Origin of the sequence: Pseudomonas brassicacearum subsp. brassicacearum (assembly GCF_008801605.1) — a bacterium.
Lineage (GTDB): Bacteria > Pseudomonadota > Gammaproteobacteria > Pseudomonadales > Pseudomonadaceae > Aquipseudomonas > Aquipseudomonas brassicacearum.
In genome coordinates this window covers 211,489-232,860 of sequence record NZ_VZPJ01000010.1, presented here as the reverse complement: position 1 = coordinate 232,860, position 21,372 = coordinate 211,489, and the positions used below count along the sequence as shown (strand labels likewise).

Annotated in this window: 21 protein-coding genes; 12 read left to right on the top strand and 9 right to left on the bottom strand. The window is 61.5% G+C overall.

Translation table 11 applies throughout. The features are described from left to right. The first annotated feature begins 59 nt into the window (after positions 1-59). Together F7R20_RS22330 and F7R20_RS22325 are read left to right on the top strand one after the other, a co-directional pair. Positions 60-494, top strand: coding sequence for a MarR family transcriptional regulator (locus F7R20_RS22330; protein WP_003199001.1), 435 nt, complete (start codon positions 60-62; stop codon positions 492-494). 113 nt (positions 495-607) lie between these two features. Next, a complete protein-coding gene (locus tag F7R20_RS22325; RefSeq protein ID WP_003199003.1) occupies positions 608-2,566 on the top strand; it encodes a FimV/HubP family polar landmark protein in 1,959 nt (652 codons plus the stop codon). Positions 2,567-2,739: 173 nt separating this feature from the next. Here F7R20_RS22325 and F7R20_RS22320 read toward each other — a convergent pair whose 3' ends face one another. Further along, positions 2,740-4,941 (bottom strand): patatin-like phospholipase family protein, encoded by a 2,202-nt coding sequence (locus tag F7R20_RS22320; RefSeq protein ID WP_003199005.1) that lies wholly within the window; start codon positions 4,939-4,941, stop codon positions 2,740-2,742. A gap of 71 nt (positions 4,942-5,012) precedes the next feature. On the opposite strand from F7R20_RS22320, the gene F7R20_RS22315 reads away from it, so the two are divergent. Beyond that, positions 5,013-5,300: a SelT/SelW/SelH family protein gene (locus F7R20_RS22315; RefSeq protein WP_003199006.1), complete on the top strand. Its 288-nt coding sequence runs from the start codon at positions 5,013-5,015 to the stop codon at positions 5,298-5,300. Here the strand turns inward: F7R20_RS22315 and F7R20_RS22310 are convergent. Next, positions 5,294-6,184: a DMT family transporter gene (locus tag F7R20_RS22310; protein WP_003199009.1), complete on the bottom strand. Its 891-nt coding sequence runs from the start codon at positions 6,182-6,184 to the stop codon at positions 5,294-5,296. The genes F7R20_RS22315 and F7R20_RS22310 overlap by 7 nt on opposite strands. Before the next feature lie 208 nt (positions 6,185-6,392). Beyond that, positions 6,393-7,142, bottom strand: a complete 750-nt coding sequence (locus F7R20_RS22305; RefSeq protein ID WP_003199011.1) for a helix-turn-helix transcriptional regulator — start codon at positions 7,140-7,142, stop codon at positions 6,393-6,395. A 135-nt stretch (positions 7,143-7,277) separates the two neighbouring features. Between F7R20_RS22305 and F7R20_RS22300 the strand changes: the two genes are divergently transcribed. Further along, positions 7,278-8,096 (top strand): UDP-2,3-diacylglucosamine diphosphatase, encoded by an 819-nt coding sequence (locus F7R20_RS22300; protein WP_003199013.1) that lies wholly within the window; start codon positions 7,278-7,280, stop codon positions 8,094-8,096. A 292-nt stretch (positions 8,097-8,388) separates the two neighbouring features. Here F7R20_RS22300 and F7R20_RS22295 read toward each other — a convergent pair whose 3' ends face one another. Both F7R20_RS22295 and F7R20_RS22290 read right to left on the bottom strand, forming a co-directional pair. Continuing rightward, complete coding sequence (locus tag F7R20_RS22295) at positions 8,389-8,979, bottom strand: HD domain-containing protein (protein ID WP_003199015.1); 591 nt, start codon at positions 8,977-8,979, stop codon at positions 8,389-8,391. 14 nt (positions 8,980-8,993) lie between these two features. Then, positions 8,994-9,305, bottom strand: coding sequence for a DUF962 domain-containing protein (locus F7R20_RS22290; protein ID WP_003199016.1), 312 nt, complete (start codon positions 9,303-9,305; stop codon positions 8,994-8,996). A 160-nt stretch (positions 9,306-9,465) separates the two neighbouring features. Here F7R20_RS22290 and F7R20_RS22285 point away from each other — a divergent pair, with 160 nt between their 5' ends. After that, entirely contained in the window at positions 9,466-10,527 is a 1,062-nt protein-coding gene (locus F7R20_RS22285) for an AraC family transcriptional regulator (RefSeq protein WP_003199018.1), read from the top strand. Here F7R20_RS22285 and F7R20_RS22280 read toward each other — a convergent pair. Next, a complete protein-coding gene (locus F7R20_RS22280) occupies positions 10,484-11,938 on the bottom strand; it encodes a TrkH family potassium uptake protein (protein WP_003199020.1) in 1,455 nt (484 codons plus the stop codon). The genes F7R20_RS22285 and F7R20_RS22280 overlap by 44 nt on opposite strands. 162 nt (positions 11,939-12,100) lie before the next feature. Between F7R20_RS22280 and F7R20_RS22275 the strand changes: the two genes are divergently transcribed. Further along, complete coding sequence (locus F7R20_RS22275; RefSeq protein WP_003199021.1) at positions 12,101-12,664, top strand: NAD(P)H nitroreductase; 564 nt, start codon at positions 12,101-12,103, stop codon at positions 12,662-12,664. Between the two features lie 56 nt (positions 12,665-12,720). Here F7R20_RS22275 and F7R20_RS22270 read toward each other — a convergent pair whose 3' ends face one another. The 3 genes from F7R20_RS22270 to phhA form a co-directional block, all read right to left on the bottom strand. Beyond that, positions 12,721-13,914 carry an amino acid aminotransferase gene (locus F7R20_RS22270; protein ID WP_003199024.1) on the bottom strand — a complete coding sequence of 398 codons (1,194 nt, stop codon included), beginning with the start codon at positions 13,912-13,914 and terminating at the stop codon, positions 12,721-12,723. Next, the gene (locus tag F7R20_RS22265; protein WP_003184087.1) at positions 13,914-14,270 is read right to left on the bottom strand and encodes a 4a-hydroxytetrahydrobiopterin dehydratase; all 357 of its coding nucleotides are present in this window, start codon (positions 14,268-14,270) and stop codon (positions 13,914-13,916) included. The genes F7R20_RS22270 and F7R20_RS22265 overlap by 1 nt, the downstream gene beginning before the upstream one ends. A 98-nt stretch (positions 14,271-14,368) precedes the next feature. Then, entirely contained in the window at positions 14,369-15,154 is a 786-nt protein-coding gene (gene phhA / locus F7R20_RS22260; protein ID WP_003199027.1) for a phenylalanine 4-monooxygenase, read from the bottom strand. A gap of 290 nt (positions 15,155-15,444) precedes the next feature. Between phhA and F7R20_RS22255 the strand changes: the two genes are divergently transcribed. The 6 genes from F7R20_RS22255 to F7R20_RS22230 all read left to right on the top strand — a co-directional run bounded on the left by F7R20_RS22255 (position 15,445) and on the right by F7R20_RS22230 (position 21,370). Next, complete coding sequence (locus F7R20_RS22255; RefSeq protein ID WP_003199029.1) at positions 15,445-17,007, top strand: sigma-54-dependent phenylalanine hydroxylase transcriptional regulator PhhR; 1,563 nt, start codon at positions 15,445-15,447, stop codon at positions 17,005-17,007. A gap of 186 nt (positions 17,008-17,193) precedes the next feature. Then, complete coding sequence (locus F7R20_RS22250) at positions 17,194-18,312, top strand: DegT/DnrJ/EryC1/StrS family aminotransferase (protein WP_003199031.1); 1,119 nt, start codon at positions 17,194-17,196, stop codon at positions 18,310-18,312. Continuing rightward, positions 18,309-19,067: a WbqC family protein gene (locus F7R20_RS22245; protein ID WP_003199033.1), complete on the top strand. Its 759-nt coding sequence runs from the start codon at positions 18,309-18,311 to the stop codon at positions 19,065-19,067. Before F7R20_RS22250 ends, F7R20_RS22245 begins: the two co-directional genes overlap by 4 nt. Further along, entirely contained in the window at positions 19,060-20,040 is a 981-nt protein-coding gene (locus F7R20_RS22240) for a hypothetical protein (RefSeq protein ID WP_003199035.1), read from the top strand. The genes F7R20_RS22245 and F7R20_RS22240 overlap by 8 nt, the downstream gene beginning before the upstream one ends. Then, entirely contained in the window at positions 20,037-20,594 is a 558-nt protein-coding gene (locus tag F7R20_RS22235) for a GNAT family N-acetyltransferase (RefSeq protein ID WP_003199037.1), read from the top strand. The genes F7R20_RS22240 and F7R20_RS22235 overlap by 4 nt, the downstream gene beginning before the upstream one ends. Further along, positions 20,591-21,370 (top strand): phytanoyl-CoA dioxygenase family protein, encoded by a 780-nt coding sequence (locus tag F7R20_RS22230; protein WP_003199038.1) that lies wholly within the window; start codon positions 20,591-20,593, stop codon positions 21,368-21,370. The genes F7R20_RS22235 and F7R20_RS22230 overlap by 4 nt, the downstream gene beginning before the upstream one ends. Positions 21,371-21,372: the final 2 nt, after the last annotated feature.

Genomic DNA, 21,372 nt, shown 5'->3' with positions numbered 1-21,372 from the left:
CTCATGCTTAGCTGACTAATAATTAGTTTTTCTCTATTTCAGATCTGATGAGTTTTTTTATGCCGTTAACCGATCAACACCGTTTTGGCATGCAGTTGGCGCAAATGTCTCGAGGCTGGCGTGCCGAACTGGATCGCCGCCTGGCCGGGCTGGGCCTGTCCCAGGCACGTTGGCTGGTGCTGTTGCACCTGGCCCGTTTCGAACAGGCGCCGACCCAGCGTGAACTGGCCCAGAGCGTCGCCGTCGAAGGCCCGACACTGGCCCGGTTGCTCGACAGCCTGGAAACCCAGGGGCTGGTGCAGCGCCAGGCCGTGGCCGAGGACCGCCGGGCCAAGAAAATCGTGCTCTGCGCACCGGCCCTGCCGTTGATCGAACAAATCGAAACCATTGCCACGCAACTGCGTCGTGAGCTGTTCGAAGGTGTCGACGAAGCGGACATGCGCGTGTGCATGCGGGTCCACGGTACGATCCTGGCCAACCTGGAAAAATCCTGAGGTATATCCCTGGCGCCAGACTTTTGAGATTCGGCGATTAGCGAACTATAACCAGTACTAAGTGATCGTATTGGATGCGTTTGCGCTCAGTCTGGTAGTCGAAAGGGATACCCATGCTTGAAAGTTTGCAGTCCACGTTGCGCAGTTGGGTCAACGTGTCGGTCGTCGTGGGTGCCCTGGGGTATTCGGCCTTGGCGTCGGCGCTGGGGCTGGGGGACATCACGCTCCATTCCGCCCTGAACCAGCCGTTGCGCGCCGATATCGCCCTGGTCGATGTGGCCGGGATCAGCGAGGGCGATCTGTCGGCCAGCCTGGCGAGCCCGGACGATTTCAGTCGTGCGGGTGTGGAACGGGCGTTCTTTCTCAATAACCTGCGCTTCACGCCGGTGTTGCACGGGGAGCGCAGCTTCATTCGGGTGACTTCCAGCAAACCGGTGGAGGAACCCTTCCTCAATTTCCTGGTGCAGCTCAATCAGCCCAACGGGCGCCTGCTGCGCGAATACACCGTATTGATCGACCCGCCGGGCACACCGGGTATCGTGCCGGTCCGTGAAGAACCTTCCGAGGCCCCGCGGTCCGTCAAGCCGCCCCCGGCGGTACAGGGCAAGCGTTACACCGTCGTGCCGGGAGACAACCCCTGGATCATCGCCAAGCGCCTGCATGACGCCGGTAGCAACGCGTCGGTCAATGAGTTGATGCAAGGAATCCAGGCCTTGAACCCCGGCAGTGACCGGCTTTCCATCGGCCAGCGCTTGTTGCTGCCCGACTCGGCCGTGCTGCCGACGTCGGCTGCAGCCCCTGCCGGCCAGGCCTCCGACGCGCCCGATGAGCAAATGGCCGCCAGCGTGCTGCAAAACCAGCAGCAACAGAAGACGATCGATGAACTGCAGGCCCGGCTCCAGGCCCAGGACGAGGAAATCGCTGGCCAGCGCAAGCAGATCAGCCAATTGCAGGCCCGGCTGGCCGAGGTTGCGCCAGCCCCTGTTGCATCGACACCACCGCAACCGGCGCTTCCTGCAGCGGAACCGGCGCCGGACGCGCAACCCGCTACAGAACCGGTAGCAGAGCCAGAGGGCGTCAATTGGACATGGGTGGCGGGGCTGGTGGGCCTGTTGGGGTTGCTGGCGCTGTTACTGTTCGTTCGACGTCGGCAGCAGCAGGCCGAGTTGGAACCGATGACCGGGCGTCCCGAGCCGATGCTGGAGGAGGACGACGAAACCTTTGCATCAATCCCCGATACGGAGCCGTCCGAGACTGCGGCATCGTTCAACAACGGGGATACGCCCCTGGGCGATGTGCTGGAGGGCGTCGGGATCTACTTGACCTACGGTCGGTTCACCGAGGCCGCAGGGCTGTTGCGCGCCGCGTTGCTGGCGGAGCCGGAACGCACCGACCTGGGCCTCAAGTTGCTGGAGGTACTGGGCAAGCAGGGCGATGTCATCGGTTTCCAGGCCCAGGAACATCATCTACTGGCACAGGGTATCGATGCCCGGACGTTGGAGGAGATCCGCGGGCGCTACCCCAAGGTTGCCATGATCGCCGCGCCGACAGTGGCATCGGTACAACCCCAGGTACCGGTTCTTGCACCTGCTCCGGCACCTGCTCCGGCACCTGAACGTGAGCCAGTGCCCGGTGACGAGTTCGAGTTGGACCTGGATGCACTGTCCATGGAAACCAGCTGGGACCTCGCCGATGCCCAGGACAACACTGCGGATAAAGAAGCTGTTTCACCTTATGCCGCCGAGAGCTTTTCGCTTTCAGGTTTTGACGAACCGGAGCTGCAATGGGAAGCGCCATTGGAAACCGAGTCGCTGGACGATGCTTTCCTCGATAGCTTTGCCGACGAAGAACAGTCGCTGGAACTCGAGCCGCTGGCCCTTGAACCTGTTTCCCTGGACACCCTTTCCCTCGAACCTCAGGTCCCGGAACACTCGGTCAAGCTGGAACAGGCACAGAATTGCATCGACGATGGAGACCTGAAAACCGCAGTCTCCCTGCTTGAAGAGCTGCTCGAGGAGGGCGACGAACCCCTCAAGCAGACCGCCCGGGTGCTGCTGGCAGGGATTCGCTAAGGTTGCAGCACAGTCAACATCACCGACACTGACCCACCGCTATCGCGAGCAAGCTCGCTCCCACAGGGATTTGTGGTGAACGGCCATTGCGTGTACACCCCGGACCCCATGTGGGAGCGAGCTTGCTCGCGATAGCGGCCTATCAGGCTGTCAAATCCTGTCCAGGTAGCCACTCAAAACGTCTGCCCCAGGTTCAGATACACCGCCTGTTCATCATCGTCGTTAAAGCCATAGCTGAAATTCAGTGGCCCCAGCGGTGTATCGAAACCGAGGAAAATGCTGGCGGCGTTGATGTAGCCGCTGTCGAATTCGTTGTCGTTGTTCCAGGCCCGGCCGCGTTCCAATGAGCCGCCGATGTACAGCGGGAAGTCCAGTGGCAGGTAGGCCCGCGGTGTGAGGCGGCGGTAATACACGGCGCGCATCAGGCTGATGTTCTGCCCGGATACCCCGTCTTCGCGAAAGCCTGACAGTTGCCGCGCGCCACCGAGCACAAAGCTGGACGTCACGACTTCAGCAGTGTCCAGTGTTCGTCCGTAGCGCCCGCCCAGGATGAAGGTATCCGGGCCGCTGCTCAGGGCCTTGTCCAGCTTGAACTCCCATTGGCGGTAACGCTGGTCGGAACCCAGCCCCGGTTCGTATTGGCGCCAGCTCAGGCCGATGTCTTCCCCCTCGTGGGGGAAATACACGTTGTCGAAGGAATCGAAGGAGTACTTCAGCTCATAGAAACCTTCATTGAAGTTTTCGCTGGGCTGGTCATGGTCGCCAATGCGCACATCCGCCTTGCCCCAGGCCTGGCCGACACCGAAGCGGATTTCGCCGTTGTTGCCGATCTGGCGGCCCACGTTCAGCCCGAAGCCATAGCGCTCGACGCGATACTGGGCCACCGGATCGTTGTCCAGGATCGACTCCACGTTGCGGGATTCGAATTGCCCGTAGGGGGCGATGAAGTAGCGCGAGCCGACATCCAATGGCTGGTAGAACTCGCTGTACAACTCCTGCTTGTCGCCGATCTGCGCCCGGGTCAGCCATTCGGCACCGAGGCGATTGATGCCGTTGACCCGATAGCTGGCTCCCAGGTTGAAAGCGCTGTCGCCGCGCATGTCGTCCGACAGGCTCAGCCCCAGCCGCAGGTAGTCGGTGCCGGTGCGTCTTCCCCGAGCGCTGATCACCAGCGTGTGATCCGGGCCCTTGCGGACCACGCGGTATTGCACCTGCTCGAAGTAATCCAGGCCGTACAGCGTGCCCATGTCGGTCTGCAGGCGGCCCAGGTCCAGCGGCTCACCGATCTTCTGGCGAACGTAATAGCGGATCACGTCATCGCCGACTTTCGAGTCGTTCTCCACTCGAATGGCGGTGATGACCGGCGTGCGCTCGCTGGGGGTGCGCGCGGCCATGAGCTCGGCGTTGGGCGCCTCGGACGGGCGTAGAGGAGCCAGGCGCGCCTCGAGTATCCGCGTGGCACGGTAACCGGCGTCGATCATGTCCTGGGCCCGGCCGAAATCGGTGGAGCTGAAGCTCGCCAGCGCCGGTTGGATCAGCACGTCGTCTTTTTTCAGCGTTGCCAGTTGCTCTTCAGAGTTGCGCCGGGTCATCAGGGTGGTCGATTGGTTCAGCACGTCGACCACCGTGACCAGTTGCTTGCGGTTGCGCAGGGGCGTGCCGATGTCGACCACGATGGCCACGTCCACGCCCATTTCCCGAGCCACGTCCAGCGGGATGTTGTCGGACATGCCGCCGTCCACCAGCAGCCGGCCGTCCAGTTCCACCGGGGCGAATACCGCCGGGATCGACATGCTGGCGCGAATGACCTTGGGCAGGTGGCCTTTGCGAAACACGACTTTTTCGCCCGTGGCGATGTCCGTGGCGACTGCGCGAAACGGGATCGGCAGTTTGTCGAAATCTCGGGTGTCGCTGGCGTGGGCCAGCAGGCTTTCGAGCAGCAGGGCCAGGTTCTGGCCCTGGATGACCCCCAAGGGCAGGCCGAGGCTGCCGTCGTCACGAAAGCTCAGTTTCTGTTTGACCAGGAAGTCCCGGTCATCCTGCTTGCGCCGGAATGGCACGTCCTTGCGCGGTGGCGCATCGGACAGAGCCTGTTGCCAGTCGATGCCCAGGGCGAGTTTTTCCAGTTCGTCGATCTTGTAGCCCGAGGCATACAGCCCGCCGATCACCGCGCCCATGCTGGTGCCGGCGATGGCATCGATCTTGATGCCTTGCTCTTCCAGGGCCTTGAGCACGCCGATGTGGGCCAGCCCCCGTGCGGCGCCGCCGGACAGCACCAGGCCGATTTTCGGGCGTGGCGCGTCGACGGCGGGCTCGTTGGCATGGCCGAGCAGGGGCAACAGCAACAGAAGCAGGAGGGGCAGGAGGCGGCGCATCGTCAATCTCGGGGCGGGCGATCAAAGGCGGGTATTATAGCGACGCCTTCGAACCCAGGAGTCCACCCGCAATGACCGAACACAAACCGGAAGTCGTCATCACCTATTGCACCCAGTGCCAATGGCTGCTGCGCGCCGCCTGGCTGGCCCAGGAGCTGCTCAGCACCTTTGGCGATGACCTGGGCAAGGTGTCGCTGGTGCCGGGCACCGGCGGTGTGTTCCACATCAGTTGCGACGGCACGCAGATCTGGGAGCGCAAGGCCGATGGTGGTTTTCCCGAAGCCAAGGTCCTGAAGCAGCGGGTCCGCGACCGGATCGATCCGGAGCGGGACCTGGGCCACAACGATCGGGTTCAGTGAGACGCGGCTTGGGCGCCAACCCCCGGTTTCTTTGAACCGCTCAGTTGGCTTGAGATCACGATGGCCGTGATGATCACCACGCCGCCCAGCAGCATGCGCAGGGTCGGGCTCTCATCGAACAGCCACCAGGCCATGGCGATGCCGTAGACCGGCTCCATGGCGAACACCACCGCTGCCGTGCGGGCCTTGATCACCGCCAGGCTGGCGACGAACAGGCTGTGGGCCAGGCCGGTGCAGAACACACCGAGCAAGCCGATCCACAACCAGTCGATGGGGCGAACGTCACTCAATTGTGGCGCGGCCATCGGCAGCAGGCACAACCCGACCACCACGTTCTGGCACAGCGCGGCCTGCACCGGCGGGACGTGCGCCGAACCGGCGCGGTTGGTCAATGACAGCAGGGAGAAGAGCAACCCCGAGAACACGGCCCACAGCAGGCCAGTGGTGGCGCCGCTGGCCAAGTCGAAGTTCGGCGTGACCAACACCAGGCCGACGCTCACCAACACCACCAACCAGATTTCATTGGCGCGAATCCGCTCGCGGAAGATCAGCCCTTCAAGCAGCACCGTGAAGGCCGGGAAGCTGGTGAACCCCAGCGTGGCGACCGCCACGCCGGCAACCTTCACGGCGATGAAGAAACTCACCCAATGCCCGGCCAGCAACAGCCCCCCAAGGAGCAATCGCCAGCCATCCTGGGCCCGCAGTTGCTGCCAGCGGCTGTTGCTGGCGAACCGGGCGAACATCGCCAGGGCGAGCACGGCGAAGACGGCGCGACCAAACACAATGACCGTTGGCGAGGCTGCGGCGAGTTTGCCGAATACACCGGTCAGGCCAAACATGAGTGCGCCGATGTGCAGGGCGCCGAGGGCGGTACGGGGTGTCATTTCAATCCTTTCAACAGACAGTGGGGCAACTGGCGAGTGTCTTCTGTGGGAGCGAGCTTGCTCGCGAAAGCGGTGGTTCAGGCAATGCAGATATTGACTGACAGATAGCAATGGCGAGCAAGCTCGCTCCCACAGGATCGTCCCCTAGTATTTAAGCGTGGGTAAGGCGGCAGTGTCTGTCGCGATCCTAGCGATTTTTAGCGCGAATCTATCGCTGACGCCGCAGCTTGCCCGGCGAGGCGCCGAATTCCCGCAGTACCGCCGCGGCGAAGGCACTTTGGGAGCTGTAGCCGACCCGGTGGGCGATCTCACCGATGGGCAACTGCGAATCACGCAACAACGCTACAGCCTTGTGCAAGCGGCGGCTGCGGATGTAATCCATCGGGGTTTGCCCGCATTCGGCGACGAAACGTGCGTGCAAGCGGGCGCTGGAGAGGCCGGCGACTCGCGCCAGGTCCGCCACTTGCAGCGGATAGGCGGCGTTCTGGTCGATGTGGGCGTTGAGTGCGGCGTAGGGCAGGCGCCGGCCGCCGAGGGTTGCCTGGCGAGCGTTATTGAGACTCGCCAGCAGCAGCACCGCGCCTTGCTGGGCGATCACCGGATCGTCCACCGGGCTGCCCGCCAACCAACTGACCAACTGGCTTTGCCCCGCATCCAGGGGCAGGCGCGCGGTGTCGTCGAGCAAACGGCGGCTGGCGTCGGCGTGATCCCCCAGGCATTGCCCGACCCAATCATCACTGGGCACATCCAACACCAGGCAGCGGCTGCCGTGGGGGCTGCCGCAGCCGTGATGCGCGCCGGCCGGTACCACCACGAAGCTTTGTTGCACCACCTGGCTGCCATGCCCTTCGACCTCGAAATCCAGCGCGCCAGACAGCCCGAACACCAGTTGGGCATGGTCATGGCTGTGGGCGATCAAGTCGTGGCTGTAGTGGCGTAGCGTGAGGATCGGTCTCATCGCGGTCTCCCGTGTCAGGCCGCCAGCATACACCGAGGGCGCCACGCCCGGCGCTGTCATGCAATGGACTTGTGTTTGTCATGGGCCATTAACCGCTGGCGTGCACAGTGGCAAAAACGATCAGAGGGTTGCCCAATGACCAGCGCCGAGCTCGCCAGACCCAGCCGCAAACAGCGTGTTCGCACTCTGTGGATTTCCGATGTGCACCTGGGCACCCGGGATTGCCAGGCCGAGCACCTGTCGCAGTTTCTCAAGGGCTACCACGCCGACAAGATCTACCTGGTGGGGGACATCATCGACGGCTGGAAACTGCGCGGTGGGATGTATTGGCCCCAGGCCCACACCAACGTCATTCGCCGCTTGCTGACCATGAGCAAGCGCGGCACCGAAGTGATCTACGTCACCGGCAATCATGACGAATTCCTGCGGCGCTATTCGAAGCTGATCCTGGGCAATATCCAGTTGGTGGACGAAGCGGTGCACGTCACTGCCGATGGTCGGCACCTGTTGGTGATCCATGGCGACCAGTTCGACGTCATTACCCGGTACCACCGTTGGCTGGCGTTCCTCGGGGATTCGGCCTACGAGTTCACCCTCACGCTGAACCGCTGGCTCAACCATTGGCGGGCCCGTTACGGCTACGGCTACTGGTCGTTGTCGGCGTACCTCAAGCACAAGGTCAAGACCGCCGTCAGCTTCATCAGCGATTTCGAAGAAGCCATCGCCCACGAGTGTGTGAAGCGCGAACTGCATGGCGTGGTCTGCGGGCATATCCACCATGCCGAGATGCGCATGGTGGGTGAGGTGGAATACCTCAATTGTGGCGATTGGGTCGAATCCTGCACGGCGCTGATCGAGCACTGGGACGGGTCGATCGAGTTGTATCGGTTGGCGGAGGCCCAGGCACGGGAGGCACTGGCCAAGACTGAGTTGAAAGTGACTGAGCCGGTGTAGGCCTTCATGACGCCATCGCGGGCAAGCCTTGCTCCCACAAGTACTCACCGCCTATGAGAGCAGGCAACACCTGTGGGAGCAAGGCTGTTCCCACAAGTACTCACCGCCTATGAGAGCAGGCAACACCTGTGGGAGCAAGGCTGTTCCCACAAGTACTCACCGCCTATGAGAGCAGGCAACACCTGTGGGAGCAAGGCTGTTCCCACAAGTACTCACCGCCCATGAGAGCAGGCAACACCTGTGGGAGCAAGGCTTGCCCGCGATGGACCGCGCAGCGGTCCCCAGCAATCTGTCAGCCAGAAGGCTGCTCCGTCATCGCCGCCTTGTAGATCGACTGCTTCGGCGCAGCAAACAGCCTTTCCAGCATCGGCTCGAAGAAACTCAACGGCAGCGTGTCGTACTGGGGATCGAACGCCGCTGCGTCATATTTCGCACAAAAGTCGACTGTCGCCTGATACTGCGGATGTTCGAAAAACTGCTCGCGCAGGTGCCGGTCCATGCCCAGGTGATGGAAGAAGTAATAGCCCTGGAAAATCCCGTGCTTCTCCACCATCCACAGGTTTTCCGCGCTGACGAAGGGCTTGAGGATCGCCGCCGCGATGTCCGGGTGGTTATACGAACCCAGGGTGTCGCCGATGTCGTGGAGCAGGGCGCAGACCACGTATTCCTCGTCCCGCCCGTCACGGTAGGCACGGGTGGCGGTTTGCAGGGAATGGGTCAGGCGATCCACCGGGAACCCGCCGAAATCGCCGTCCAGCAGCTTCAAGTGGGCCAGGATCCGGCCCGGCAATTGCCGGGCGTAGGCGCTGAAGTCGGCGGCGATGATCGCCCAGTCCTCCTGAGTGCCGTCCCGCATGTGGGTAAAACGTGCATGAGTGTTCATAGGCAATCCTTTGGCTAGAACGCCACCTTGCCCAGCAGCATGTCGCGGTACATGACGAAATCGCCGAGCAGGCTGTAGAAAGGATGCTGGAAGGTGGCGGGACGGTTTTTTTCGAAGAAGAAGTGCCCGACCCAGGCAAAGCCGTAGCCGGCCACGGGCAGGGCGAGCCACAGCCACCCGCTCCCCACTACGAGGGCCATGACGAACACCAGGACGACCAGGGAGGTGCCGATGAAATGCAATCGTCGGCAGGTGCTGTTGCTGTGCTCGCCGAGGTAATACGGGTAGAACTCGGCGAAGGTATTGAATCGTTTGGCGTTTTCCAAGACTGCAGGCTCTTTGGTTATTGTTCTGGCAACCGATAAATCCAGCGGCTTACTTTGAGTCTAGAGCGATCACTTGCAACAGCCAGTGACAATGGGCGCCACTTTAGTATCCTTCGCAAATCCAGCCGTACCCTGCGGCTCGTCATGCAAGTAAAACGTCATGAACGAACGAACGACTTCTTCAAGCTGGGCGATGGGGATTGTCAAGGCGTTGGAAATCGACGGCCTGGATTGTCGGGTGCTGTTCAAGCAACTGGGGCTGGACTTTGATGCGCTGGAGGATCCGGATGCACGCTTCCCCCAGGACTCGATGACGCGGCTCTGGCAGCGGGCGGTGGAATTGTCCGGTAACCCGGCCATTGGCTTGAACATGGGTAAAGTGGTGCGCCCGGCCTCGTTTCATGTGGCGGGCTACGCCTTGATGTCCAGTCGCACGCTGGCGGAGGGTTTCCAGCGACTGGTGCGATACCAGCGAATCATTGCCGAAAGCGCCGACTTGAGTTTTCGTCGGTTGGAAGAGGGCTATGGGCTGATCCTGACGGTGCATGGCGACCATTTACCCCCCACTCGGCAAAGTGCCGAGGCGTCCCTGGCCTGTGCGTTGGCCCTGTGCAACTGGCTGACCGGGCGTACCTTGCACCCGGTAAAAGTGCTGTTCCAAGGCACCGAACCCCTGGACCTGGCGCCTTATCAGCGAGCCTTCTGCGCACCGCTGGTGTTCGGCGCGTCTTATGACGCGCTGATTTTTGAGCGGGCCGACATGGAGGCGCCTCTGCCGACGGCCAACGAAGCCATGGCGCAGTTGCATGACCGGTTTGCCGGTGAATACCTCGCGCGTTTTTCGGAAAGCCGTGTGACCCATAAGGCACGACAAGTGTTGTGCCGACTGTTGCCCCAGGGCGAGCCCAAGCGTGACGTGGTGGCGCAGACGCTGCACCTGTCGCAGCGCACCTTGCAGCGGCGCTTGCAGGAAGAGGGCACCAGTTTCCAGAGTTTGCTTGAGGACACCCGTCGTGAACTGGCCGAGCAGTACCTGGCGCAGTCGGGCATGACGCTGCTGGAGATCGCCTATCTGCTGGGGTTTGCCGACCCAAGCAATTTTTTCCGGGCCTTCCGCCGCTGGTTCGACACCACGCCTGGCGAATACCGGGCACGGTTGGCGAGCCAGCCTGAAGCGGTCAGTGACGCCAGAACGCCGGGATACACAGCACGAACACCGTGATGATCTCCAGTCGGCCCAGCAGCATGCCTCCTGACAGAATCCACTTGGCCGCGTCCGGCAGCGGTGCGAAGTTGCCGGCCGGCCCGATGGTTTCCCCCAGCCCCGGACCGACGCCGGACACGGTACTGGCCGCACCGGTCAGCGCCGTCATCCATTCCACGCCCAGCAGCGACAGCAGCAGGGCGATCACGCAGATGGTGATGGCGAAGAAGAACGAGAACGTAAGGATCGAGCGGACGATTTCTTCGTCGAGGCGATGACCGTTGTATTTCTGCTTGATCACCGCGCGGGGGTGGATCAGTTGATTAAGGTTGGCCCGCAGCAGGATGTAGGCGACCTGGAAGCGGAAGATCTTGATCCCGCCGGCCGTCGAGCCTGAACAACCGCCGACGAACCCCAGGTAGAAAAACAGCATCAGCGAAAAATTGCCCCACAGGCTGTAGTCGCCGAGGGCGAAACCGGTGGTGGTGACGATGGACGTCACGTTCAGCGCCACGTGCCGCAGCGCCTCCAGCCAATGCAGGTCGGTGGTCGCCCAATACCAGGTGCCGAGCACCAGCCAGGTCACCAGCAACACCCCGATAAGCCCCTGGACCTGCTGGTCCTTGATCAGTGCCCGGCGATTGCCCCGCAACATCGAGACATAGAGGGCAAACGGCAGGCTGCCGAGGATCATGATGACAATGATGACCCAGTGCACGGCCGGCTGGGTCCATTTGGCCAGGGACAGGTCCGAGGTGGAAAAACCGCCGGTGGAGATCGCCGACATCGCATGGTTGATGGCATCGAACAGGCTCATCCCGGCCCACCAGAGCGCCAGGGTGCCGAGAATGGTGATGCCCACGTAGGACGCCACGATCAGCCGCGCCACCATGTGGGAACGGGGCATGACTTTTTCCGAGCGGTCCGACGATTCGGTCTGGAACAGCCGCATGCCACCGATGCGCAGCAAGGGCAGGATCGCCACCGCCATGCCGATGAAGCCGATACCGCCGAGCCAGTGCAGCAGCGAGCGCCACATCAGGATGCCCGGGGACATGGTATCCAGGCCGCTCAGGACGGTGGCGCCGGTGGCGGTGATGCCCGACATGCTTTCGAAAAACGAGTCGGTGTAGCTGATCTTCTGGGTCAGCAGGAACGGCAGCGCGGCAAAGATACACACCACCAGCCAACTGCTGACGGTCAGCAAGTACATGTCGCGCGGGCGCAGGTGGATGTGTTCCGGGCGCCCGGGAAGCACCAGGGCCAGGCCGGCGAGGAAGGTAATCATGCTCGACCAGAGGAACGACGGCAGGTCGCGGGTGCGCTCGAAGACCATCAGGGTGGCCATGGGAACGACCATGAAGATCGCCAGGGTGATCAGGAAGATGCCGATGATGAAACCAATGATCCGCAGGGTCGGCAACGCCATGAAGTCCGCTCAGGCTGAAAAAGGAAGGGCGCCATTCTACCCGCGACAAGCGCCCTGTAAACCGGCACCCGGCGCCGAGTGGGCACCTGGCCGCGGAATTTGCGCTAACGAACTCGCCGCACAGCTACTAGAATAGCCGGACATTTTTTCAGGAGGTGGCCGATGCAGGCTCTCGACGCTTTGCTCAACCGTGTTTCCGTCCCGCGCCTGGTGGAGCCGGCCCCCACGCCGGAACAGCGCGAACTCATGTTCGCCGCGGCCATGCGGGCGCCGGATCACGGCCAGCTGCGGCCATGGCGTTTTCTGACAGTCGAAGGGCAGGCGCGGCATCGCATGGGCGAACTGCTGGCCGAAGCAGCGCGGTTCAATGACCCGCTGGTACCGGAAACCGTCGTGGAAAAGGCCCTCAACGGCCCATTGCGCGCGCCCCTGGTCGTGGTGGTGATCGCCCGTCTGCAGGACCATTTCAAAATCCCCAAATCCGAGCAACTGCTGGCAGCCGGCTGCGCAGCCCATGGCATCTTGTTGGCGGCGTATGCCCAAGGGGTTGGCGGCGTGTGGCGCACCGGTGAACTGGCGTACTCGCCGCATGTGGCCAGGGGGCTTGGCCTTGAGGATGGGGAGGAGGTGATCGGTTTCCTCTACCTGGGCACACCGCAGAAAGAAGCGCGCACGGCGCCGAAGGTGGAAACCGCAGAATTTGTCAGCGAGTGGACAGGCCTGTAGGAGCTGCCGAGCGGGAGCAAGCTCCCTCGCCACAAAATCAACGGCCGACGGTGGTGTTATCTGCAAACGTCAGCAATCGCCTCGGCCAGCAGGTCCAGGCGCGTGGCGTCGATGCCGGCCACGTTGGCCCGGCCGGTGCCGACCATGTAGACACTGTGGCGCTCGCGCAGGTGCTTGACCTGTTCCGGCGTCAGGCCGGTGTAGGAAAACATCCCGCGTTGCACGCCGATATGGGCGAAGCGCTCGCGCAAGTCATGGGGTTCGAGGGCATCCAGCAAGCCGCTGCGCAATTGCGCGATGCGCAGGCGCATGGCCTGGACTTCATCGGCCCACAGGCTCTTGAGTTCCGGGTTGCCGAGGATGGTCGCCACCACGGCCGCACCATGATCCGGCGGTGTCGACCACAGGTTGCGGGCGATGTTTGCCAGTTGGCTGCGGATGTCCACCAGCTTCTCGGCATCCCGGGCGCAGACGATCAACGCACCCGTACGATCGCGGTAGAGGCCGAAGTTCTTTGAGCAGGAACTGGTGACCAGCACTTCCGGCAGGACCTGGGCAAACAGTCGGACCGCCCAGGCGTCCTGTTCCAATCCATCACCGAAGCCCTGGTAGGCGAAGTCGATCAGCGGCAGCAGGTCGCGGTTGCGCACCACGTCCAACACCTGACGCCATTGTTCATGGGACAGGTCGAATCCGGTGGGGTTGTGGCAACAGGCGTGCAGCAGCACGACATCACCTTTGGGCGCCTGGCTCAGGGCCGCCAGCATCGCCTCGAAATCCAGGCGGTTATCAGCGCCCACGTAAGGGTAGTGACTGACCTTGACCCCGGCCGCGGCGAAGATGGTTTCGTGGATTGGCCAGGTTGGGTTGCTCAGCCATACGCCACGGCCCGGCAGGCATTGAGCGATGAAGTCGGCACTCAGGCGCAGCGCGCCGGTGCCGCCCGGTGTCTGGGTGGCGCCGGCACGTTTTGCGCTGATCAGCGGAGAGTCGGCGCCCAGCACCAACTCGTTGATCAACCGGCCGAATGCAGCGTCGCCGTGGCCGCCGATGTAGGTCTTGGTGGTCTGGCGATCCACCAGCCGTTGTTCGGCCTGTTTCACTGACTGAAGAATCGGCGTCAGGCCCCGGGCATCTTTGTAGACACCCACGCCCAAGTCGAACTTGCTCGGGTTGGCGTCCGCCCCGTAGGCCTCCATCAGGCCTAGGATCGGGTCGCCGGGTACCCGGCCGATGGCGTCGAAATGCATTACTTGCGGCCCTCTGCGGTCTTGGCCACGTCATCGGTGCGGGCGGCCATGATGAAGTCGTTGCGGTGCAGGCCCTTGATGGAGTGGCTCCACCAGGTCACGGTGACTTTGCCCCATTCGGTGAGCAGGCCTGGGTGGTGGCCTTCGGCCTCGGAAATTTCACCGACGGCGTTGGTGAACGCCAGGGCGTGCTTGAAGTTCTTGAACAGGAAAACTTTTTCCAATTGCATCACGCCGTCGCGCACTTCGATGTTCCAATCGGGGATCTGCTTGATCAGCACCGGCAGTTCTTCGTCGCTGACTTGTGGGGCATCGGCGCGGCAGGCTTCGCAATGGGCTTGGTTCAGAGTGTTCATGGTGTGTTCCCGGATCGAATATTTGAAAACGTCGATGCACCCACGCTAAAGCAAAGCCGCGTTGTGCAACAGACTCAATTGAGATTAAAAGACGCGGTTCACGCAGCCTTTGGTGGGAATTTCGGGGCGTGCAAGCCCAGTTCCCGACCGCGCTTGACCATGCCCATGATGTCTTCGTGCGCCAGGTCGAACAGGCGCTTGAGCTCGGGCAGCACGAAATACACCGGTTGCAGGATGTCGATGCGATAGGGCGTGCGCATGGCTTCCAGTGGATCGAAGGCCTGGTGCTCAGGCTCGTCGGACAGGCAGTACACGGTTTCCTTGGGCGAGGACAGGATGCCGCCACCGTAGATGCGCCGGCCCTGCGGGGTTTCCACCAGGCCGAACTCGATGGTCATCCAGTACAGGCGCGCCAGGTAGACGCGTTCTTCCTTGGAAGCCTGTAGGCCGAGTTTGCCGTAGGTGTGGGTGAATTCGGCAAACCAGGGGTTGGTCAGCAATGGGCAGTGGCCGAAGATCTCGTGGAAAATGTCCGGCTCTTGCAGGTAATCCAGCTCTTCGCGGGTACGAATGAAGGTCGCCACCGGAAACTGCTTGCTGGCGAGCAATTCGAAGAAAGTCTGGAAGGGGATCAGCGCCGGTACCCGGGCGACTTGCCAGCCCGTGGTCGCGCCCAGCACTTGGTTGATTTCGCCCAGTTGCGGGATACGGTCGTGGGGCAGGCCAAGCTTGTCGATGCCGTCCAGGTATTCCTGGCACGCACGGCCTTCGATGACTTTCAGCTGGCGGGTGATCAGCGTATTCCACACCCCATGTTCTTCGGCGGTGTAGTGGATAAAACCTTGCGCATCGGGCTCGCGGGCCACGTACTGCGTCTGCTTCATGCTGCTCTCCTGCTGATTTCCCTCAGGGGGAAGACGTGTTGTTGTTATGTCCAGCGATGTATTAGAGATAACTCGAAGCAGGGGCTTGCGCAGCAGGCTGGCGAAAATGGATTGGGTGAGGGAATCGTCAATCCGTAAACTTTTCGTTACGAAATGGCGGCGGCTACGAGGTTGCTGGGATTTTCTGTTGGGAAACGGCCTACAACTGTCACATAATCTTGACGGTTATTTACGCTGCCGGGCAGAAAAACCTTGTGGCAGGGACCTTTTCATACACATCGGGCCTTTTCATGCGCATCAAAGTCCATTGCCAGAATCGCATCGGTATCCTGCGGGACATCCTCAACCTGTTGGTGGAGTACGGCATCAACGTCGCCCGGGGGGAGGTCGGTGGCGAGCATGGCAACGCGATCTACCTGCACTGCCCAAACCTGATCAACATCCAGTTCCAGGCGCTGCGTCCGAAATTCGAAGGCATTGCCGGGGTATTTGGCGTCAAGCGTGTAGGGCTGATGCCCAGTGAGCGTAGGCACATGGAGCTCAACGCCTTGCTCGGCGCCTTGGAATTCCCGGTGCTGTCCATCGACATGGGTGGCTCCATCGTAGCGGCCAACCGGGCAGCGGCGCAGTTGCTCGGGGTGCGAGTGGATGAGGTGCCGGGGATTCCCTTGTCCCGCTATGCCGAGGATTTCGACTTGCCGGAACTGGTGCGGGCCAACCAGTCGCGCATCAACGGCCTGCGGGTCAAGGTCAAGGGCGATGTGTTCCTGGCCGACATTGCGCCGCTGCAATCGGAGCACGACGACAGCGAAGCCATGGCCGGTGCGGTGCTGACACTGCACCGGGCCGACCGGGTTGGCGAACGTATCTATAACGTGCGCAAACAGGAACTGCGTGGCTTCGACAGTATTTTCCAGAGCTCGAAGGTCATGGCGGCGGTGGTCCGTGAGGCTCGGCGCATGGCCCCGTTGGACGCGCCGCTATTGATAGAAGGTGAAACCGGCACTGGCAAGGAGCTGCTGGCTCGCGCCTGTCACCTGGCGAGTCCGCGCGGGCAATCGCCATTGATGGCGCTCAACTGTGCCGGGTTGCCGGAGTCCATGGCCGAGACCGAGCTCTTCGGCTACGGGCCGGGGGCCTTCGAAGGTGCCCGGGCCGAAGGCAAGCTCGGCCTTCTGGAGCTGACCGCCGGGGGGACGCTGTTCCTCGACGGGGTCGGAGAGATGAGCCCGCGCCTGCAAGTGAAATTGCTGCGCTTCCTACAGGACGGTTGCTTCCGGCGTGTTGGCAGCGATGAGGAGGTGTACCTGGACGTCAGGGTGATCTGCGCCACCCAGGTCGATTTGTCCGAACTCTGCGCCCGGGGCGAATTCCGTCAGGATCTGTATCACCGCTTGAACGTGCTTTCCCTGCACATCCCGCCGCTGCGCGAATGCCTCGATGGCCTGGCGCCGCTGGTGGAGCATTTCCTCGACCAGGCCAGCCGCCAGATCGGCTGCGCCCTGCCCAAGCTGGCCCCGGCGGCGATGGACCGTCTCAGTCATTACCACTGGCCGGGCAATGTCCGGCAACTGGAAAACGTGCTGTTCCAGGCCGTTTCCCTGTGCGATGGCGGGACGGTGAAGGCCGAGCATATCCGCCTGCCGGACTACGGCGTGCATCAGCCCCTTGGCGATTTTTCCCTTGAGGGTGGGCTGGATGAGATCGTCGGACGCTTTGAGAAAGCGGTGCTGGAGCGCTTGTACTCCGAACACCCGAGCAGCCGGCAACTGGGCAAGCGGCTGGGGGTTTCCCATACGACCATTGCCAATAAGTTGCGCGAATACGAAGTCGGCAAAGAACCCAGTGCGTAATCTGAGGTGACGCCGATTATCGGGCTCGCAAGGAGTTGGCCGATTTTTTGCTGGGGTACCCGCACATCAAGAGTCAGCTGTCGGTTTCATGGCGTTGCAGCCCGCCGATATAGACCGTGATGCAACGCCGCGTCTGAGGGATTCCCGAGCCGTGTGCCATTTTTCAGTCACCCGAGTAGTGTACCCATGGCCGATTCCATTACCGTTACCAGCCCGCTGCTACCTCCTCTGGAAGAGTTCACGCCTTATCTGCAGCGAATCTGGGACAGTAAGCGGCTGACCAACGGCGGCCCTTTCCACGAACAACTGGAAAAGGAGTTGGCCGAGTACCTCGGCGTCAAGCATCTTTCGCTGTTTTCCAACGGTACCCTGGCATTGGTGACGGCGCTCCAGGCCCTACGCATCACGGGTGAAGTCATCACTACGCCCTATTCGTTCGTGGCCACCTCCCACTCGCTACTGTGGAACAATCTCAAGCCGGTGTTCGTGGACATCGATCCAGTCACCAAGAACCTCGATCCGCAACGTATCGCCGAAGCCATCACCCCGGCGACTTCGGCGATTCTTCCGGTCCATTGCTATGGTGTTCCCTGTGATGTCGGGGGCATCCAGGACGTAGCCGACACCTATGGACTCAAGGTTATCTATGACGCCGCACATGCCTTCGGGGTCCGACACAACGGCGAAAGCGTTCTCAACAACGGCGACCTGTCGATCCTCAGCTTCCACGCCACCAAGGTATTCAATACTTTCGAAGGCGGCGCAATCATCTGCCGTGACGAAAAGATCAAGCAGCGTATCGATTACCTGAAGAATTTCGGTTTTGCCGATGAAGTCACGGTCATGGCTCCCGGCATCAACGGAAAGATGAACGAGTTGCAGGCCGCATTTGGTGTGCTGCAGTTGCGCTATATCGATGAAGCTCTCAGCCGTCGACAAAAGGTGTTTGAGTACTATCAGAGCGCGCTGGACGGCATACCTGGTATCAGCCTCCTGGAGCAACCGCAGGGGCTGGACTGGAACTATGCCTATTGTCCGATCCTGGTTGATGGTGAGCGCTTCGGCGTGAGCCGGGACGAGCTGTATGACCGCTACCGTGCTGAAAACATTCTCGTGCGCCGGTATTTCTACCCACTGATATGCGAGTTTCCGATGTACCGCGGCCTGCCCAGTTCGGATCTCTCTCAGTTGGGGAACGCCTACAAGGTGTCTCGCGAGGTATTGTGCCTGCCGATCTATCCGGATCTCGATCCGCAGACCCAGACGCGGATCATCGAGGTACTGCTCAAGGCTCGGGCGGCATGAGCCAGGCCCTCACCTTGAAGGTGTGTGCCCCGGCAACTGACCAGCAGCGCCGCATTGCACTCATGCAACCTTACTTGCTGCCCTATCTGGGTTATTTTCAGTTGATCGCTGCTGTCGACTGTTTTGTCATCTACGACAATGTGCAGTTCATCAAGAACGGCTGGATTGAACGCAACCGCTATCTGCTGGGACAGGAGCCGAAGTGGTTCCGGGTGTCACTGACCAAGGGTAGTCACACTGAGCAGATCATGGAAAAACGTATTGCCGAGACGTTCGACCCTGGCGATATCCTTAACAAGTTGAGCTTCGCCTATCGCCGTGCGCCCCACGCGCCGCGCATGCTTGCGTGGCTTGAGGCACTGCTGGTCGAGCCTGCTTCGAGTATCGCTGAGCTCAACGAACGGATTCTGCGGGCCTGCTGCTCCCTGATCGGGCTGCAAACGCCGATCATCCGTTCCAGCGATCTGTCGATCTGCAGTGACAGTCGAGCCCAGGGCCGGGTACTCGAAGTGGTCCAGGCTTGCGCTGGCACCCGCTACCTCAACCCCTTCAACGGCGCTCATCTTTACCAGGCCGAGGCATTCCAACAGGCCGGTATCTGCCTGGAGTTGCTCAAGGCCACCTTGCCCGACTACCGACAGGGGGATGGTGAACAGCCCTTCGTGCCCGGCCTGTCGATTCTCGACGCCTTGATGTACAACGACGCGCAGGTCGTGGGGGCGTGGGCAAAACAAGGAGAGATTGTCCGTGCCTGAAGCCATCGGCGGTTATTTCGAACTGGAGCTGCGCAAGGGACACCATCCTTACCCGCAGGCCATTGCCTTCAACTCGGCCCGCTCAGCCTTCAAGGCGCTGGTGTTGGCGCGCAACCTGCGCCGGGTTCATCTGCCTATCTACATCTGCGATGTCATGCAGGACGTGCTGCGCGGATCCGGCATAGAAGTGATGCGATATGCGCTGACCGAGCGGCTCGAGCTGCCGGATCATCCAGCCCTGCAAGCCGATGAGGCTTTGCTGTTCGTCAATTATTTCGGACTCAAAGCCGATTACATCAGCGAGGTGCTTGCTGTTCGCTACGGCAAGCAATTGATCGTCGACAATTCCCAGGCGCTGTTTTCCCTGCCGCAGTCCGGGATTGCAACCCTTTACTCCCCGCGCAAGTTCGTCGGCGTTGCTGATGGTGGCTGGCTGGCCAATGCCCCTGCTGGTTTGCCGCAAGCGCGGAGCAGCCGTTCGCAGGCGCGTTTCGGCGCGCTGCTGGGGCGCCTTGAAGACTCCCCGCAACATCACTATGCGACGTTCCAGGCATTGGAGCAGGCGCTGGAGAACGATGGCGTCAAGGCGATGGCCACCAGCACTGCGCGTCTGCTCGACAGTATTGATTACCACGAAGTCGCCAGGCGCAGGATAGACAACCTGGCGCACCTGCGCCGACGCCTGGACCACCTCAACCGCTTCGCCATCTGGCCGGTGCAGCCCGTTGCCGCATTGTGTTACCCGCTGCTGGTCAAGTCTGCCGAGACGGCCACCCGATTACGCGCTCAACTGCTGGACCAACATATCTATGTGCCCAGCTACTGGCGCGAAGTGCTGAACAATCCAACTGTGCCACCCATCGAAAGGGACTGGGCACAATGCTTGCTGCCGCTGCCGATCGACCAGCGATACAACGTCGATGACATGAATCGTCTCGCCGACGTCATCCTTCAGAACACGGGAAAATCATGAGCATTCAAGGTCAACGCATCCTGCTCAGGGCACTGGAGCTTGAGGACTTGCCGCTGCTGCATCAATGGTCCAACGATGAGGCCCTCTGGAGCCTGCTGGGCGGATGGCATTTCCCTACCTCGCGGGAAGCGCAACGGGAGTGGCTATTGGGTCTGAAGAGCGACTCGCTCAACCAGCGCTTCGGTATCGAGGTCCAAGGCCATGGCCTGATCGGTACGGCGAATCTGGTCAGCATCGACTGGAAAAACCGTACAGCCGAACACGGCATGATGATTGGCGACTCCTCCCTGCGCGGCCAGGGTCATGGCACCGACGTGATTGCCGCGGTGATGCGCTATGCCTTCGACGAACTGGGCTTGAGCCGTCTCTCGACCACCATCATTGAGTACAACGCGGCGTCCCTGGCGACCTACACGCGCAAGACCCCTTGGGTCATCGAGGGTGTGCAGCGCCAGTGGTACTACCGCAAGGGCCAGCGTTGGGACCGCATCCTGTTGGGCGTGAGTGCCGAAGAGTACCGCGCCTGGCAAGCCGCGCGGGGAGACAACCTATGAACCCGGTGTTGCAAGCGCTGCAAGCGAACGGCTACGTCTGCCTGCCCTCCCTGATTACGGGGTCGCTGCTCGACCAACTGCGCGAAGACTTGGGGCACGCCATAGACCGTTGCCGTCAGGTGCAACTGGAGAACGGTATTACCCAGCGAACCGAACAGACCGCGCACCATATCCTGATGCAGGACTCCAGTTTCGTTGAATTGCTCAATCGATTCGCCGAATGGGGGATCGTCGACATCCTGCGGCACATGCTGGGCGGTGCCGCGATCCTCAATTCGTTTGGCGGCCTGAACAACCTGAGCAGCACCGACGCCTACGTGCGTAATGTGCACCGGGACGTGCGTTCCTGGTCAGCCGAGTCCATGCAGATGGCCCAGGCGTTGGTGCTGCTCGACGACTTCACTGTCGACAACGGTGCGACCCTGTTCCTGCCGGGCTCGCACGCTGCACCGGACAAACCCGACCCTCAGGTGTTCGAGGAGCAGGCCCGCAAGGCCTTGGGCAGCGCTGGTTCTATCTACTTGTTCGATTCGCGCATCTGGCATGCCGCCGGTGTCAATCGTACCGACCTACCACGACGGTGCCTGACGCTGACCTTCACACGCAGCTATTTCAAACCGCAGTTCGATTATTGCCGAGCGCTCGGCGAAGACTTCTGCCGCTCGCAAACACCGAGCATGCAACAACTGCTGGGGTGGTATGCCCGTACCCCCTCGACCCTTCACGAGTGGTACCAACCTGAAGAACAGCGTTTCTACAGGAAAAGTCAGGAATAACG